Consider the following 15,074-nt stretch of genomic DNA (forward strand, 5'->3'; position numbering starts at 1 on the left):
GTGCGTACGCTTTTGAGAGATCTCGGCACCGTAAACGGGGTGCAGGCCGCGTGCATCGTACGCGGCGGGGAAGTGATGGCCTCGTCGTTCGCCGACGGGGATGCGGTCGCGCAGGCCGCCAGTCTCGGCTTCGTGCGCGGGATCAGTGACGGGCTCGAGCTCGTCGATCGCGGCTTCGAGGAGCTGCTGATCGAGTTCGGCGGAAAGTCGCTGATGGTTGCGCCGGTCGAGAAGGATTTCGTGCTCGCCATGCTCGCTGCACCGGATGCCAATCTTCCGCTGCTGCGGGTCGTCATGGGTTCGTCGATTCGCCAGCTTCGCCGCATGCACAACGTGGCGGAGAAGCCCGAGCCAGCTCCGGTGCAGGCCGCAACTCCTCCCAAGGCCGAACCGGCGCCGGCGGCAAAGCCCGCAGCTGCCGCTCCTCCCGCAGCCGCCCCTCCGAAGCCGCAGGCTCCCGCTCCTCCGCCGCCTCAAGCTGCCAAACCGCAGGCGACAGGCCGGCCGCAGCCCCAGCAGCAGGCCAAGAATGCACCGCCTCCGCCTCCGCCGAAGGGCGGCCAGATGCCGCGGCCGCCGCAGCCGCAGCAGGCTCCTCCGCCGCAGGCGAAAGCCGCAGCCAAGCCGGAACCCGCGCCGGCTGCCCCGAAAGCGGCCGACAAGGATGCCGAGCCGATTCTTCCTCAGGTGCTCGCGCTGCTGACGGAATACATCGGTCCGGTCGCACGCGTCACGTTCAAGCGCGGCGTTACGCGCTGGCGCGAGACCGGCACGCCCACGGTGGGCACGCTCGGGGAGCTTGCGAAGATCCTCGCAGCCGACCTTTCGAGCGACAGCGAGAAGAAGGCGTTCATGGACGCCGTCGATCGCCTGAGGGGAAGCTGATCCCTCGGAACAGCCGCCGGCCGTGCAACCGCGACGCGTAGCGTGTAAGTAGTGGCGTTGTCCACAGGCCGCTCCTGCGAGCAGCCTGACGCCCGTCCAATCGAAGGAGAGACGTTTAGCCCATGAGCAGTATGCGCAACAAGCTCGTGCTGGCCTCGGCCGCCGTCACGCTGCCGCCCCTGATCATTCTCGGGTGGTATGGCGGAAGCCGTATCGAGGGAGTGCTGCGAAGCGACGGCCTCGAGCGTCTGGAGGCCAGGATTTCGGGGCTTTCGGCCCAGGTCGAACGCTATCTGGCCGGCGTCGACGGCGACCTCCTGCTGCTGGCCGACACCCCGGCGCTCGCGCAGTACCTGCTGGCATCCGACAGCGGCGACACCGCGCTCATCGACGCCGCCCGCAAGAACCTGTCGCTCGCGTTCGTGCGCCTTTCGGAGATTCGCGGCAACTACTACCAGATCCGCTACATCGACAGCTCCGGCGCCGAGCGGCTGCGCGTCGATCGCGACAAGGACGTGACCGTTGTCGTCGCCCCCGACAAGCTCGAAACCCGGCGCTCGACCCCGGACTTCACGTCGGCGCTCAAGCTGCCGAAGGGCGAAGTGATGATTTCGCCGGTCGAGCTCAACCGCGAGAAAGGAACGCTCGAAGACACGCCGAGGCCGCTCCTGCGCTACAGCACGTCGGTCTTCGACAACACGTCGCGGCGCCGCGGCGTGCTGATCATCGGAGTGTCGGTCGACCCGATCCTCAAGCTGATCGCGTCCGCGCCCGAGAAAGGCGAGACGCTGTTCGTTGCCGACTCGGGCGGCGCGTACCTCAGCCATCCGAACTCGGCGAAGCTGTTCGGCAGCGATCGCGACCTCGCCACCGGCGAGAATCTGACCAAGGATTATCCGGAGCTCGGACCGAAGCTGCTCGCGGCAACCGAGCTGTACAAGGACGAAGGCAAGGACGTGCTCACGCTTGCCAGGCCGATTCCGATTCCGGGCGTCACGCGTGGCGGGCTCGGTGTGCTCGTCGACCAGATGCCGACCGAGATCCTGTACGCGAAGGCGTCCGGGCTGCGCACGGTGTTCAACTGGCTCACGCTCCTGGCGCTCGTGCTCGCGCTCGGCTTCGGCCTGATCGTCGCGCAGTGGGTGACGGGTCCAATCATCAAGCTGACGCAGGCCGTCGAGCGCATGAGCAAGGGCGACCTCGATTCTCCGATCGAATCGGTCTCCGACGACGAGACGCAGAAGCTCGCCAGCGCGATGGAACGCCTGCGCAAGTCGATGAAGCTGATGATCGACAAGCTCTCCGAGGAGTAGCCCTTCCGCCAGCGCATCGAGCGTTCCTGCGAATCGACTCAACGAAAACGCCGCGCAGCACCTGGGGTGCCGGGCGGCGTTTTCGTACGTGGCGCCCGGGAGGGGCGCCTTATGCGGCGGCGAGGCCCGCCGCTACGGCTGCTTCGGAGCGGCGGCATCCGCCGGCGAGGCAGCGGTCTTCGGCTTGTACGGCAGCGCAGTCGGAATCATCAGCCGGCTCGCGGCGATCTGCCAGGTCTTGTCGAGAAGCAACACCGACGTCAGTTTTCCCTCGCGCGTCGGGACGGCCTCGCCGTCGGGCCGCACCGCGCCCGACAGCTCGTAGGTTCCGTCGACCAGCGCGACCGTGTCCGACATGATCCATACGCTTTTCACGGTGAGCTTGAGCGTCGAGTTCTTGAACACGCTCGCATGCTGCTTGGTCAGCAGCGCCGTCACTTCGTCGCGTCCCTTGGCCATCGTGCCGTCGGGCTCGACGTGATCTCCGTCAATCGCCCAGTGCTGCGCCATCTTTGCGACGTCGTGCTTGTTCCATTCCGTTTCGAACTCGGAATAGAGCTTGCGAATGGCGTCCTGGCTCTTGACGTCTCTCGTCGTGCCTCCGCCAAGGCCGAATGCGTGCGACGAGGTCACGTGCACCGGCGCAAGACCGACGGCAGCGATGCAGGCCAGTGAGACGAGGAAGGATTTGTTCGTGATGTAGCTCATGGTGCCGACTTCTACGCCCGCGCCACGAACCACGTCAACGGCTGCGCCGAGGATTTATCCGCTGCGACGCGCACACGCTTCGACGCCATGGCACGGAGCCCGCGAGGCCCGCGCGATCGGGGGCTGACGCGCCGCAGCAACGATCGCGCGGCTTGCCGATCAGTTCTCGAGCGTGCGCATCAGCTGTTTTCGAATGATTTCCTCGGCGTCCGCGACGATCCGCTCGATCAGGTCCTTGCACGTCGGAATGTCGTGGATGAGGCCGGCGACCATGCCGCAGCTCCAGGCGGCTGCATCCATCTCGCCGTTTTGCAGAACCTTGCGATTCTGTGTGCCGGCGACCAGCGGACGGATGTCCTCGATCGTGACCGCCGCGCCCTTTTCTTTTTCGATCTCGCGGATCTTCTCGACGGCCGCGTTGGTCAGCACGCGCTCGGTATTGCGCAGCGAACGCATGATCAGCCGCGTCGACATTTCATCGGCATCGACGAGCGCCTGCTTCACGTTGTGATGGATCGGCGCTTCGACCGTCGCCATGAAGCGCGTGCCCATGTTCATGCCGTCGGCGCCGAGCGCGAGCGCGGCGACGAGGCTGCGCCCGTTGGCCATGCCGCCCGAAGCCACATACGGGATCGTCAGCTCTTCCGCTGCGCGCGCGAGCAGCACGAGGCCGGGAACGTCGTCCTCACCGGGATGCCCGGCGCATTCGAACCCATCGACGCTGACGGCGTCGCAGCCGATGCGCTCGGCCTTGAGCGAATGACGCACCGACGTGCACTTGTGGATGACCTTGACGCCGGCGGCCTTGAGCGTCGGCATGAACGGCTCGGGGCTTCGGCCCGCTGTTTCTACGATCTTGATGCCGCCTTCGACGATGACGCGCATGTATTCGTCGTACGGCGGCGTGACGAACATCGGCAGGATCGTCAGGTTTACGCCGAACGGCTTGTCGGTCATGTCGTGGCAGCGCGCGATTTCTTTGCGCAGGTCTTCGGGCGTGGGCTGGGTCAGGCCGGTGATGATGCCCAGGCCTCCCGCGTTCGAGACGGCGGCGGCCATCTCTGCGTAACCTACGTAGTGCATGCCGCCCTGGATCACTGGATGCTTTATGCCGAATAGTTCGGTGATGCGTGTCTTCACTCTGTCCTCCAGATCGGTGCGACGGCCGCGGATAAGGGCCCATCTGCTTCGTTGGATTCCGCTTCGTTCGCTTCGACGTACGGGAAGTACGCCTCCGCTCACTACGCGGAATCCGCCTCGCATCTGGACCCTTCTCCGCGACCGCTGAGATAGGTGCCCGCGCAGCTTCTTGCTGACTTCGGGCCGGCACGAAAAAAATTTTGCGGAAGGTAGCTTGGGGTTGTGCTCGTTGCTAGCGGAATGCTCGTTTGACGCCGCGGCTTGGGCCGGCGCTATGCTCGTTCTTCGCTTCGCTCAGCTCTTTGGGAATGTTCCGTCCAGGATGAAGCCGAAGGCTGTGAGCGGGAAGAGGTACTGGATCGGCATCAGGATGGCGTAGTCGATGGCGGAGATGAGCGGGGCTACGGGTTTCGGGACGCGGCCGCGGAATTGTTCGGAGTGGTAGTAGTACGGGAAGAGGGCGGCGTTCTCGAGGCGGAGGCGGGCTGCGAGGGTGGTCAGGGTTTTGTACGAGTAGACGTGCAGGTGGTCTTCGTGCTGGCTTTCGCGCGAGGCGAACGACAGCAGGATGTTCAGGATCGACGTGGCGTTTGGTGTCGTCGCGATCAGGCGGGCGCCGGGAGCGGCGGCGGCGGCGCGCGTCAGCCAGCCGAGCGTATCCGGGGTATGCTCGATGAGCTCGCCGGCGACGACGACCTCGGGGCGGAAGTCGCGCATCAGCGCGTCCAGGTCCTCGACTTTCCCATAAACGATTCGCGTGCCGGCGTCGGTGCGGATCTCTCCGCTTTTTCGCACCTCTTCGCCGGCGTCTACGCCGAGCACTTCGGCGGCCGAGCGCGCGATCTCGCGGTGAAGCCATTTCCAGGACGAATGCTGCGGCTTGCCGATCAGCGTTTCGTCGAGCGCGCCGAGGTCGAGCACGCGGCGGCCGGCGCAGCGCTCGACGATGTAATCGATGCGCTCGACCGGCCTGGCGACCGACAGCTTCTCGAGTGGATGATAGGTCAGCGCGTGCATCGAAGCCTTACGAGCCGGCGTGGTGCCTGCCGGTGATCGCCCACGCAAGACCGCCGACGGCGAAACCGACGGTGGCTCCGGTCAGCGTGTTCCAGCACATGCACGGCGCTCCGCACAACGGATTGGAAAGCCCGACGAAGCCGAGCGGGATCATCGCGAGCGCACCGCAAAGAGGACCGCGCAGGTACCACGGCGGCGGCACGCTGGTGATGCCGACCCACAGGCCGATCGACATGCGCGCGACGTAGTAACCCCACACCAGGATCCCGCCGGCGACTCCGTACACGCTCCACTTCTCCGGCACCGGCCCATGCACGAGCGCAGGCATCCAGCCGAGGACGAGCCCGAGCAGCACGCAGACCAACGTGTAGCCGAGCCTGGCGGGCGAGGAGCTCACCCGTCGTCAGGCTTGCGGCAGCAGGCGCGCGACGAGCGCTTCGCAGTCGGCCATCTCCATGTAGCGCGGCACGGGATAGTTCATGCGCGCTTCGGCGAGCGCGGCACGGGAGATCTCGGGAATGTCGTGGCGCTGCAGTGCTGCGAGCGTCGGTGGAATGCCGACTCTCGCCGCCAGCTCGCGCACCGCATCGAGAAACGCCCTGGCCAGTGCGAGCTCGCCGGTTCCTTCGAGGCCGATCATGCGCGCCATGTCGGCCATGCGCGAGCTTGCCGAGTCCATCGAAAACTCGAGCACGTGCGGCAGCACGGTCGCGTTCGCGAGCCCGTGCGGCGTGCGGTAGTGCGCGCCGAGCTGATGCGCGATGGCATGCACGTATCCGACGCTCGTACGCGTGAAGGCGAGGCCTGCGTAGTATGAGGCCAGCGCCATTGCGCGACGCGCATCCAGGTTCGAGCCGTCTTCGTAAGCTTTCGGCAGATTCGTAAAGATCAGCCGTATGGCGGCCGACGCCCAGCGCTCGGTCTGCTGGTTGGACGTCTTCGAAAGATAGGATTCGATCGCGTGCGTGAGCGCGTCCATGCCGGTCGCCGCGGTCACCGCGGGCGGAAGCCCGACCATCAGCTCCGGATCGAGGGCCGTCATCAGCGGCAGAAGCTTGGGATCGACGAAGAACTTCTTGGCGTGCGTGACCGGATCGGAGACGACGGCGGCAATCGTCACCTCGGAGCCGGTGCCGGCCGTGGTGGGAATCGCGTACAGCGGCACCGGCTGGCGTCGGACTTTCAGGAGGCCTTCGAGCTTGCGCAATGGCTTGTCGTTGGTTGCCGCGGCGGAGATGACCTTCGCGGCGTCCATCGGTGAGCCGCCGCCGATGGCCACGATCGCATCGCAGCGCTCGCGCTTCAGCATCGCGAGGCCCGCGGCGACGTGATCGGACGTCGGATCGGGCTCGACGCCGTCGTAGACGCACGTCGCAACGCCGCATTCCTCGAGCGCGCTGGTGATGCGCGCGACGATCCCGAGCTTGACCAGCACGGCGTCGGTGACGACCAGCGCCTTTTTCACGCCGGCTTCTGCGATCGCGGAGCATAAATCCCTGGAGGAGCCGGCGCCGAGCAGCGTCATCGGGACGCGATCCGGAATCAGTCGGGATGCCACTCCGGTTACGGCGATCGCGATGTCGTGCGCGGCCTTCAAGGCAGTCGTTCGCATGGTGCTCATGGGCCCGCTTGTAGCGAGTCGGTGCCGCGAGGTCATGCGGGATCGTATCGACGGCCGTCCGCGAAACGTCCGCAGCTTTTGGGCAGGCTGGTTGCGACGTTCCGTAACGACGCTGCGCGGCAAGAAAACGCTGCGCCCCCTCGCTTGCGCCGAGTCCGACCGTGAGAGTACTCTGTCGCCGCGACCGTGTTCTCGGGGGATCCGGACGGGAAAGACTGGAGGGAAACATGAACCGATTCGCACGCCCGCCTCACGGCGAGTTTCCGGCGTTCGCAATGCGCCGATCCGGAGAGATCGTCCCATCCGTGCTCGCCGCGGCGCTTGCACTCGCTGTCGCCGGTCCGGCGCGCGCCGCGGATAACGCGTCGGTCGCGCGCGCCGCCGACGCCCCGGTTTCCCGCAACTCTGCAAAGGCCGCGCCGGTGGCGGTTCCGCCGCCGGGTACAGTCGTAAGCGCGGCCAACGTCAACCAGTACCGCCACCTGCTGAGCCCGGGCATGCAATGGCTGGTCGAGCGCGGAGGCGCGATGCCGGTCCGCGCGTACGAAAAAATCGACGATCCGCCGCCGTATATCGAAGCCACCGAGAAGTTCGCGGGCCAGGTGTCGCTGTCGCCCGACGGCGTGACGCTCGTCAATCACGTCGCGGGCAAGCCGTTTCCGAAGATCGATCCGGACGATCCGTGGATTGCGAACAAGCTGATGTTCAACTTCGGCGCCGCGATCGCGATCGACGATTCGGATACGCGCAACTTCGACTGCGACACCGGCCAGGTCGGCGCCAAAGGCAATCCGACTCGAGTCGAAAAGCATTTCCTCATCGATCACATCCGCCGGCTCTTCTTCCGCGAACGTCTGGTGGTCGATCCGAAACCGGCGATGGCCAACCGCGACCAGGCGCGCTTCAAGGAAGCGCTCTATCCGCTGATCGAACCGTTCGACCTCAAGGGAACCGGATTCACGTTCACGCGCTACACCGACAACGCGCGCCAGGACGACACGTGGCTGTACCTGCCGCAGCTTCGCCGGGTGCGGCGACTTTCTTCGGCGCAGCGCTCCGACGCGCTCTTCGGCCAGGACACCGACGCGGACAGCTTCGAAGGCTACCAGGGCAACATCGCGTGGATGACGTGGAAGCTCGTCGGCGAGCAGAAAATCCTCGGCACGATGCATGCGAAACAGCTGCCGGTGGTCTGGCAGAAAGGCTCGGGCGATTTCCTCCACGACGACGTCTGGGAGCCGCGCGATGTGTACATCATCGAAGGTGTCTCGAAGCTGCCGCAGTACGCGTATTCCAAGCGCGTGATCTACCTCGACAAGGAAGTCTTCCGCGTGCCGTTTACCGACATGTACGACAACGGCGGCGAGCTCTGGAAGGTGTGGGTGAACAACTACAAGTTCGCCAAGGAGCCGATTGCCGGCGCGAAGTACGGCATGCCGTGGGTGTTCGGCTATCGGCCGTCGATCTCGATGGTCGACATCCAGCTCGAGCACGGAACGTACTGCTCGCTGCCGAGCTCGCGGTTCCCCGGCGAACAGGGCTGGTACGTCGACCTCGGTGACAAGGAAGGGACGACGGAAGAATTCTTCGATCTGTCGGCGATCATCGCTGCCGGCCGCGGTTAGGCGGCCGGCAGCTTTCGTCGCACGATCCTGTCGGCCCGCACGATCAGGTCGGACAGACCAGCGAGACCACCTGCGCGACGGCGGCCTTGAGGATGCGCAGCGCATCTGAAGCCAGCACGGTCTGATTGCCGTCGACGCTGCAGACACGCGGGTCGCAGAGCGTTCCGCTTACGGCCGCTTTCAGCACGAACAACGCGTCACTCGACTTCGGAAGGACGCCCGTCGAGTTCGTGGGTTTGCCGCAGGGGATGCGCACGCAGTCGACGCCGCAGTATTCTCCCGGCGTGAACGTCTTGTTCCCGTCGTCGCACGCCTCGCCTTCGTCCACGTTGCCGTCTCCGCACTGGCCGTTGCAGGGATGGATAGGCGTCGACTCGCACACCCCTCCGACGCATTCGTCGGTCGTGCACTGGTCACCGTCGTCGCACGCGGTGCCATTGGGCTGGAAGGAATCCGTGGGGCAGCTCGCCGACGTGCCGCTGCAGTTCTCCGCCTTGTCGCAGACGCCGGCGGAGGCGCGGCAGATCGTCGACGAAACGCTGAACGAGTTCGCGGGGCATGCCGCCGAGCTGCCGCTGCAGGTCTCGGCAACGTCGCATAGGCCGGCGGAGCCGCGGCACGTGGTTGCCGCGCTGCTGTAGGAACAGTCGCTCTCGCAGCACGCGCCGCCGTCGCAGTCCTCGCCGGCGTCGACGATGCCGTTTCCGCAACCGGCCGGTGCGACGCCGCAGATCGATTCGCAGCCGGACTCACCCGCAGTGCAGCGACAGAGTTTTACGAAGGTATTGATCCGAAGGTCCGCAGGGCCGGTCAGCCCCACCACGTTGTTGATGAGGGTCGAAGTCGATGCCGGAACGCAGAAAAGCCCGGCCAACTGCTCCCGGGTCGAGTCCGGTGCGCAGAAGTCGCCCGTGGCCGTACAGTCGGCATTCGATGCGCAAGTCTTGTCCTGGAACGCGCAGAACATGCCCACCGGCGAAGCGTCGCCGGAGCGGGTGATGCGTGATTCGTAGCAAGGTCTGCCCGCGACGATGCAGGTGCCTGCGATCTCGTTCTCGCAATCGGCGTTACTGTTGCAACCGAGATACGGCTTCAGCGAGCAGCTCCTGGTCTTTGTGACCTCGCAGCGCTCGCTCTCGTTGGTGCCGCAGATGCCCTTGTCCTGCGAGCAGTCATTCGGCTTCTGCTGTGCAAGGTTGGGTGACGTCACGCCCCCGGTGCCTTTCTGGCAGGTCTGTCCGGCCGAACACTCGCTGCTTTCGAAACACGGCTGCGCGGGATCGTTGTTGCAGAACCCGCAGTGGCACCAATACCCGCACGTGACGGGCTGTTCCGGTGCTTCGGCACAAACTCCGTGGCCGGTGCAGTTTCCGTCGCCCGCGCAATGGATCGACGAATCGCCGGTGCAGCGCCTGCAGTCGGCATTGCTCGTGCATACACCTCCCGTCGGGTCGTCGGTGCATTTCGGGTTGGTGGCGGGATTGAGGGGATTGGCCGCGAACGATCCGTTCCCGCACTGCAGACCGGCGGTTCTCGTGGTCGTGCCGGTGCCGAGATCTCCTATCTTGAAGACCAGGCCTGTACCGGCGATGTTGTCTGCGATTGCCGGCGCACAATCCGACGATGTCCCGCCAAAAAACGGGGTAACGCCCTCGACCGTGCAGGTCGCGCCATCGGACGGCCCTCCTTCGCAAGTGAACGTGTCACCGACCGCCGGGCTCTGGTTCGGCGGCCCGCAACGCGGACACGGCTGCGCCGAGCTGATGCCGAGGTACAGCCGCGTGCGCAGGACCGCCGACAGCGAGGTCTCACCGGTCGCCGTATCGAACGTTCCCGACGCGACGCTGTCGTAAGACGTAACGGCGCAGAACGGGGTGTTCAACAGCGAAAGGGGAATGGGCGGTTCGAACAGCTGCACGCACGCGACATTGGTCGGGCAGTCGGCGTTGGTCGAACATTCGGCGAGCGTCGTGGCGCAGCTGCCGGTGCCGACAGGCCCGGCGATCTCGCACGTCGAGTCGGCATTGCAATCGCACGTCGCGGTGCACTGGCCGCCGCCGCAATCGGAGTTGGCGCTGCACGGCTCCTGATTGTTCGAGCATCGCCGGACGATTTCCCACGAAGTGCCAAAGCCAGCCGGAAGACTGCGATCGTCGCCAATGCCGGCCCATCCCAGGCTCAGCGAGGACCCCGGCTCGCTTTCGATGACGAGGCCCTCGCAGGCTGGCGCGCCCGCGCTCGCGCCCGCGCGGAGCGTGACAACGATCGCAACTGCGATCGTCACCAATGGCCGATGACGCCGCAACGATTTTTCCTGCAGTTTGCTGGTTCTCAATTGCTCACTCCTGACGAGAATGTGACGAAACGAACGGCCTTTTGCGGTCAGCGCTGTTCGTCAGTTAAACGGTAGGCGCGCTCTTGTCCAGAAAATTCGGCCCGGCTACGACCGCGCATGATCGAAGTCCGACTCGCCTGCTCCACCGAGATGGAGCAGCTGTTTGCGATCCGCCGCGAAGTGTTCGTTCGGGGTCAAGGCGTGCCGATCGATCGAGAGATCGACGGACTCGACGGCGATGCGACCCATTTCATTGCAGTGATCGGGGACAAAACCATCGGCACGGCGCGTCTTCGGGTCGTGGATGGCCATGCAAAGGTAGAGCGCGTGGCCGTCCGCGAGCCGTGGCGCGGTTGCGGCGCGGGAAGCCGCCTCATGGATGCGGTCGAGTGTCACGCACGGGCCATTGGCCTCACCGAGGTCGTACTGTCCGCGCAGGTTGCCGTCATCCCGTTTTACGAACGGCGCGGTTACGCGGCACACGGGCCGGTATTCGAGGATGCCGGAATTGCGCATCGATCGATGCACAAGACGCTGTGCCGGGAATGATCCGCTCGCGAGCGGCTCGCATTTCTCGACCGGCTTTCTCGCGTGCCGAACATTCGCTGCGCGGTGGCGTTTCTGGCTACTTGATCGCCACCGCATTCGGCGGCGTCGCGATGCCGCCTTCAAGGTGCATCGGCGCCGACACCAGCATGAATTCGTAGCTTCCGTCGGCGGCGCAATCCGCCGCGAGCTCGTCGAGGACGAACTGCTCGCCGAGCGGAAGACCCATCAGCGAAAGCGTGCGGTAGTGGAGCGCGCTCTCGTCGCCGAACGACCACGGCCACGGTTCCACGGCCGGGCAATCGGTGCCGATCGCGGCCACGCGATGATCCCACAGCCATGCGATGAGCTCGCTCGACGATTCGATCCCGCACGCTGCGAGCGCATTGAGCGGAGCCATCGCGATCTTCTGTTCGTCGCTCGATGCGAGATAGGCCCCGAGCCAGCCGGTGCGCACCAGCAGGATCGATCCGGGCTCCAGCGTGGCGTGCTGCGCGGCCAGCGCATCCTCGAGGTCCGCCAGCGAGTAGGAGGCGCTCGTGAGCGGATCGATCGGTCGCCCCAACTTTTCGGTATGCGCACGCACGTCGATCAGCACGCCGCGGCCGACGAACTTGTTCGACCACTTATGGATTCCGAGCTTGCCGCCGGTGCCGTCCTGGATCTGGTCGTCGGTGACGCCGTTGTAGTACGCGCGATGGCGGACGTGGCCGACATGCCCGAGTCCGTCCCACTGGCTGCCTTCCTGCGTGTTGTATGCGTCGAGCGAATCGTCATGGCCGAGAAGCCCGTACTGCTCGAAGCTCACGATCGTGTGACGCGCGGGGCTGCGGTTGAACAGCGGCGGCGTTGCGTAGTTGATCGGCGTGTCGAGCCGGAACACACGGCCCTTGCGCACCAGCTTTGCAGCTTCGACGACGCCGCGCGCGGTCAGGAAGTTGAGGCAGCCAAGCTCGTCATCGTCACCGAATACGCCCCAGTTCGATTCGGGAGGCGCATCCTTGCGGACCGGAAGCTCGGAGAAGCGCGGGATCTTGTCGAAGTCGATGTCGGCCATGGCGGCGACGGTGCCACGTCCGCGCTGCTCAATCACGCGAAGCCGGGTTCGACGTCAGATGGCCGCGTCGAAACCCCGGAATGTGCACGGAATCGCCTTGAGATCCGCGACCAGCTCGGCCGCCTGCTCCGTCGAGACGCCGCGCGGGAAATCGATCGTGATCGAGTCGGCGATGCCGCCGAAGCGCTTCGCGACGGCCGCCGCGAGCTGGTCGTAGCGGCCAATCGCGACGAACTCGTAGAGCAGGTCGTCGGGAACTTCCGCGGCCATTTCCTTCCAGCGGCCCTGCTTCGACATGTCGTGCAGCTTGTGGCCGAGCTCTTCGGCGCCGTGCGATTCGAGCACGCCGTGGTAGCTGCGCGTCGAGCCGTAGAACGCGATCCGGTAGCGGATTGCTTCGAGCGACTTCGCCACGGCCTCGTCGTCTGCGCCGGTCGCGATGAAGCCTCCGCCCCAGATCTCGAATGCCCTCCGCTCGCGCCCGCTCGCGCGCAATCCTTCCTCGAGCGCCGGCATCGCGACGGTTTCCAGGTAGCGGCGCGTTGCGAAGCCGTGCAGGCGGATGCCGTCGCACAGGCGGCCGGCAAGTCCGATCATCGCAGGCTTTACGGCTGCGATCGTCACCGGAATCGGACCGAGCCCGGTCGGCGGCGGCGAGAACTCCGGCGTCATCAGCGTGAACGTGTAATGCTGCCCTTCGAACGCGAGCTTTCCTCCGGTCTCCCAGCAGCGCCAGATCGCGCGCAGCGCTTCGACGTATTCGCGCAGCCGCGGAAGCGGCGCCGTCCATGGAACGCTGAAGCGGCGCTCGTTGTGCCCTTTGACCTGCGTGCCGAGGCCGAGCGTGAAGCGCCCGCCGCTCTCGGCATGAAGATCGCGGGCGATGTTGGCCATGACCATCGGGCTGCGCGGAAAACACACGGCGATCGCGGTGCCGAGACGCACGCGTTCGGTCGCGGTCGCGGCGATCACCAGCGGCGCGAAGGGATCGTGTCCGATCTCGTAGCTGAGCACGCCGTCATAGCCTGCAGCTTCGGCCCTGCGGGCGTGGTCGGCGACGCTGCGCCAGTTGCCAAGTGGGAGACCGGTCTCTACGCGCATGGACAAATCCTTTGCCGGACGATGTGCCGGACGATCTGCGAAACGGAATGCGAGCGTATCGGCGTGACGAAGCGCGCTACTCGGGCAGCCGCGCGCCGGCGGCGATTGCCTGCGCGGTGACGCGATTTTCGTAATCCGGTGCCAGTGCCTTGATCGGATGACTTGCGGTCACCTGTCCGATGAATGGCGGGTGTATCGAATAACCGAGCAGCGCCTGCAGCCGCGGCGGCATCTGGCGGGCAACGTCGATCGGAACGCCGAGAAAGAAGTTTTCCTGCGGGCGAGCCCACGGCTGGCAGTACTGGTTCGAGAACGCGAGCCGCGGCGCATTGCTCGAGTTCGCACCGCCGCCGTGCAGCAGCGTCCCCGAGAACACGATCGCCGCACCCGCCGGCATGATTGCGGGAATGGCCTGGCGCGCGAGGCTCTCCATGTTTTCGTCGTGCCCCGGCCGGAACGAATACTGCGCGCTCGCGCGTTCCTCGTCCCACAGGTGGCTGCCGGGGATGATGCTGGTCGCTCCGTTGTCGGCGGTGAACGCGTCGACCGCGACGATCGTCGAGAGCGAGATCATCGGACGCGGCCGCGGCAGCAGATGGAACGAATCGTCGCTGTGGACCGGCTGCGGCGTCTCTCCGGGAAGGATGCGGATCGCCTGCGACGCGGTCAGCAGGTAGTTCGGAAGCAGGAAGCGATCACAGAGCGCGAGCACGCGTTCGTCGAGCACGATGTCCCAGAACACCCGCGCCCGCGCCACCAGCGTATAGACACGCTCGGTCTTGAGCCCTTCGAAGTCGTTACGCCCCGAGTTGGTATCGAGATACAGCGCCAGGACCCGCCGCACCTCCGCGAGAACGTCGGCGGACAGGAAGTCCTCGATGACCGTGTAACCGTCGCGTTCGATCCGCGCGATGTGCGAGGCCGTGTCGAAATCCATGCGCGCAGAAAAAAGCGGTCGGCGCCTGCGCAGTCAACAAACCTGACGCGCCAGGCGCGCACGATCGCGGGGAAGCCGTGGCCGCAGGCGCCGCAGGATGCCGGCCGGACCGTCGGCGATGCGCCGTTCCCGGCGCTGACAAGTGCGGCCAGGGCCATTCCCAATCTCGCCAAAATCTGCCCGGTTCATCGATTTGCGACGCAGCGTGCGGATGGCAAAGGCCTGCTGTTTCGGTGCTCGAGAACGGCTGTCCGGCCTCGGCATGCTTCCTGCTCAGACCAGCGCGCAATGTTCTACCGGGAAGCACTTCGCCGATGCTCCGCACTCGAAGACGAGGTGGCGTCCGCGTACGCGGCACTGGCGGCTTCCCCCGCGGTCGCATCGGAGCGAGCAGCCGCATGGGCAAGCGCCGCCGCGGGCGAACGGCAGAAGGCGAGGCTGCTGCATGCCGCTGCCGAGATGTCGGTCGCCCTCGGAGACGACGGGCCGTTTCTCGTCCAGGTCCCGCTGCAACTGGCTTCGCTTCGAAAGGCCGTAGACCGCGTGCGCGCGCGTCTGGACGAGGCGCCGGACGAACCGAGCGCGATCCAGCTGGTCGAATCGCTCGACGCCGCGCCGCGCAGCGAGCTCCATTCGACCCTCCTCGAGGTTGCCGGAGTCGAGATCCGTCGCGTTCTTCGACTGATCGAATCCGACACGAAATCCGCGAAACGCGGACGCGGCGCCGTTCGCAAGGCAACGTCGCACGACAGGACCGGCAAGCCTGCGGCGTTGCCGGTTCACTCGTAG

General features: G+C 65.8%; 14 protein-coding genes. 5 read left to right on the forward strand and 9 right to left on the reverse strand.

Annotated features, from left to right (window positions below):
• Together VN634_08030 and VN634_08035 are read left to right on the forward strand one after the other, a co-directional pair.
• A complete protein-coding gene (locus VN634_08030; GenBank protein HXC50815.1) occupies positions 1 to 885 on the forward strand; it encodes a roadblock/LC7 domain-containing protein in 885 nt (294 codons plus the stop codon).
• A 122-nt stretch (positions 886 to 1,007) separates the two neighbouring features.
• Entirely contained in the window at positions 1,008 to 2,198 is a 1,191-nt protein-coding gene (locus tag VN634_08035; GenBank protein HXC50816.1) for a cache and HAMP domain-containing protein, read from the forward strand.
• A gap of 132 nt (positions 2,199 to 2,330) precedes the next feature.
• Here VN634_08035 and VN634_08040 read toward each other — a convergent pair whose 3' ends face one another.
• The 5 genes from VN634_08040 to VN634_08060 form a co-directional block, all read right to left on the reverse strand.
• Positions 2,331 to 2,906, reverse strand: coding sequence for an SgcJ/EcaC family oxidoreductase (locus tag VN634_08040; GenBank protein HXC50817.1), 576 nt, complete (start codon positions 2,904 to 2,906; stop codon positions 2,331 to 2,333).
• A 159-nt stretch (positions 2,907 to 3,065) separates the two neighbouring features.
• A complete protein-coding gene (locus VN634_08045; protein ID HXC50818.1) occupies positions 3,066 to 4,046 on the reverse strand; it encodes a nitronate monooxygenase family protein in 981 nt (326 codons plus the stop codon).
• A 294-nt stretch (positions 4,047 to 4,340) separates the two neighbouring features.
• Positions 4,341 to 5,063, reverse strand: coding sequence for a methyltransferase domain-containing protein (locus tag VN634_08050; protein HXC50819.1), 723 nt, complete (start codon positions 5,061 to 5,063; stop codon positions 4,341 to 4,343).
• A gap of 7 nt (positions 5,064 to 5,070) precedes the next feature.
• Complete coding sequence (locus tag VN634_08055) at positions 5,071 to 5,460, reverse strand: hypothetical protein (protein ID HXC50820.1); 390 nt, start codon at positions 5,458 to 5,460, stop codon at positions 5,071 to 5,073.
• A 6-nt stretch (positions 5,461 to 5,466) separates the two neighbouring features.
• Positions 5,467 to 6,684 (reverse strand): iron-containing alcohol dehydrogenase, encoded by a 1,218-nt coding sequence (locus tag VN634_08060; protein ID HXC50821.1) that lies wholly within the window; start codon positions 6,682 to 6,684, stop codon positions 5,467 to 5,469.
• 227 nt (positions 6,685 to 6,911) lie between these two features.
• On the opposite strand from VN634_08060, the gene VN634_08065 reads away from it, so the two are divergent.
• Positions 6,912 to 8,309, forward strand: coding sequence for a DUF1329 domain-containing protein (locus tag VN634_08065; protein ID HXC50822.1), 1,398 nt, complete (start codon positions 6,912 to 6,914; stop codon positions 8,307 to 8,309).
• A gap of 43 nt (positions 8,310 to 8,352) precedes the next feature.
• Here VN634_08065 and VN634_08070 read toward each other — a convergent pair whose 3' ends face one another.
• Positions 8,353 to 10,644 (reverse strand): hypothetical protein, encoded by a 2,292-nt coding sequence (locus tag VN634_08070; protein HXC50823.1) that lies wholly within the window; start codon positions 10,642 to 10,644, stop codon positions 8,353 to 8,355.
• Between the two features lie 117 nt (positions 10,645 to 10,761).
• Here VN634_08070 and VN634_08075 point away from each other — a divergent pair, with 117 nt between their 5' ends.
• Complete coding sequence (locus VN634_08075; protein HXC50824.1) at positions 10,762 to 11,193, forward strand: GNAT family N-acetyltransferase; 432 nt, start codon at positions 10,762 to 10,764, stop codon at positions 11,191 to 11,193.
• Positions 11,194 to 11,269: 76 nt separating this feature from the next.
• On the opposite strand, the gene VN634_08080 is transcribed toward VN634_08075, so the two are convergent.
• The 3 genes from VN634_08080 to VN634_08090 form a co-directional block, all read right to left on the reverse strand.
• The gene (locus tag VN634_08080; protein HXC50825.1) at positions 11,270 to 12,283 is read right to left on the reverse strand and encodes a cyclase family protein; all 1,014 of its coding nucleotides are present in this window, start codon (positions 12,281 to 12,283) and stop codon (positions 11,270 to 11,272) included.
• Positions 12,284 to 12,301: 18 nt separating this feature from the next.
• Positions 12,302 to 13,348: a TIGR03617 family F420-dependent LLM class oxidoreductase gene (locus VN634_08085; GenBank protein ID HXC50826.1), complete on the reverse strand. Its 1,047-nt coding sequence runs from the start codon at positions 13,346 to 13,348 to the stop codon at positions 12,302 to 12,304.
• A gap of 76 nt (positions 13,349 to 13,424) precedes the next feature.
• Positions 13,425 to 14,285 carry a phytanoyl-CoA dioxygenase family protein gene (locus VN634_08090; protein HXC50827.1) on the reverse strand — a complete coding sequence of 287 codons (861 nt, stop codon included), beginning with the start codon at positions 14,283 to 14,285 and terminating at the stop codon, positions 13,425 to 13,427.
• A 288-nt stretch (positions 14,286 to 14,573) separates the two neighbouring features.
• Here VN634_08090 and VN634_08095 point away from each other — a divergent pair, with 288 nt between their 5' ends.
• Entirely contained in the window at positions 14,574 to 15,074 is a 501-nt protein-coding gene (locus VN634_08095; GenBank protein HXC50828.1) for a hypothetical protein, read from the forward strand.

It is taken from the genome of Candidatus Limnocylindrales bacterium (assembly GCA_035571835.1).
Lineage (GTDB): Bacteria > Desulfobacterota > Binatia > UBA1149 > CAITLU01 > DATNBU01.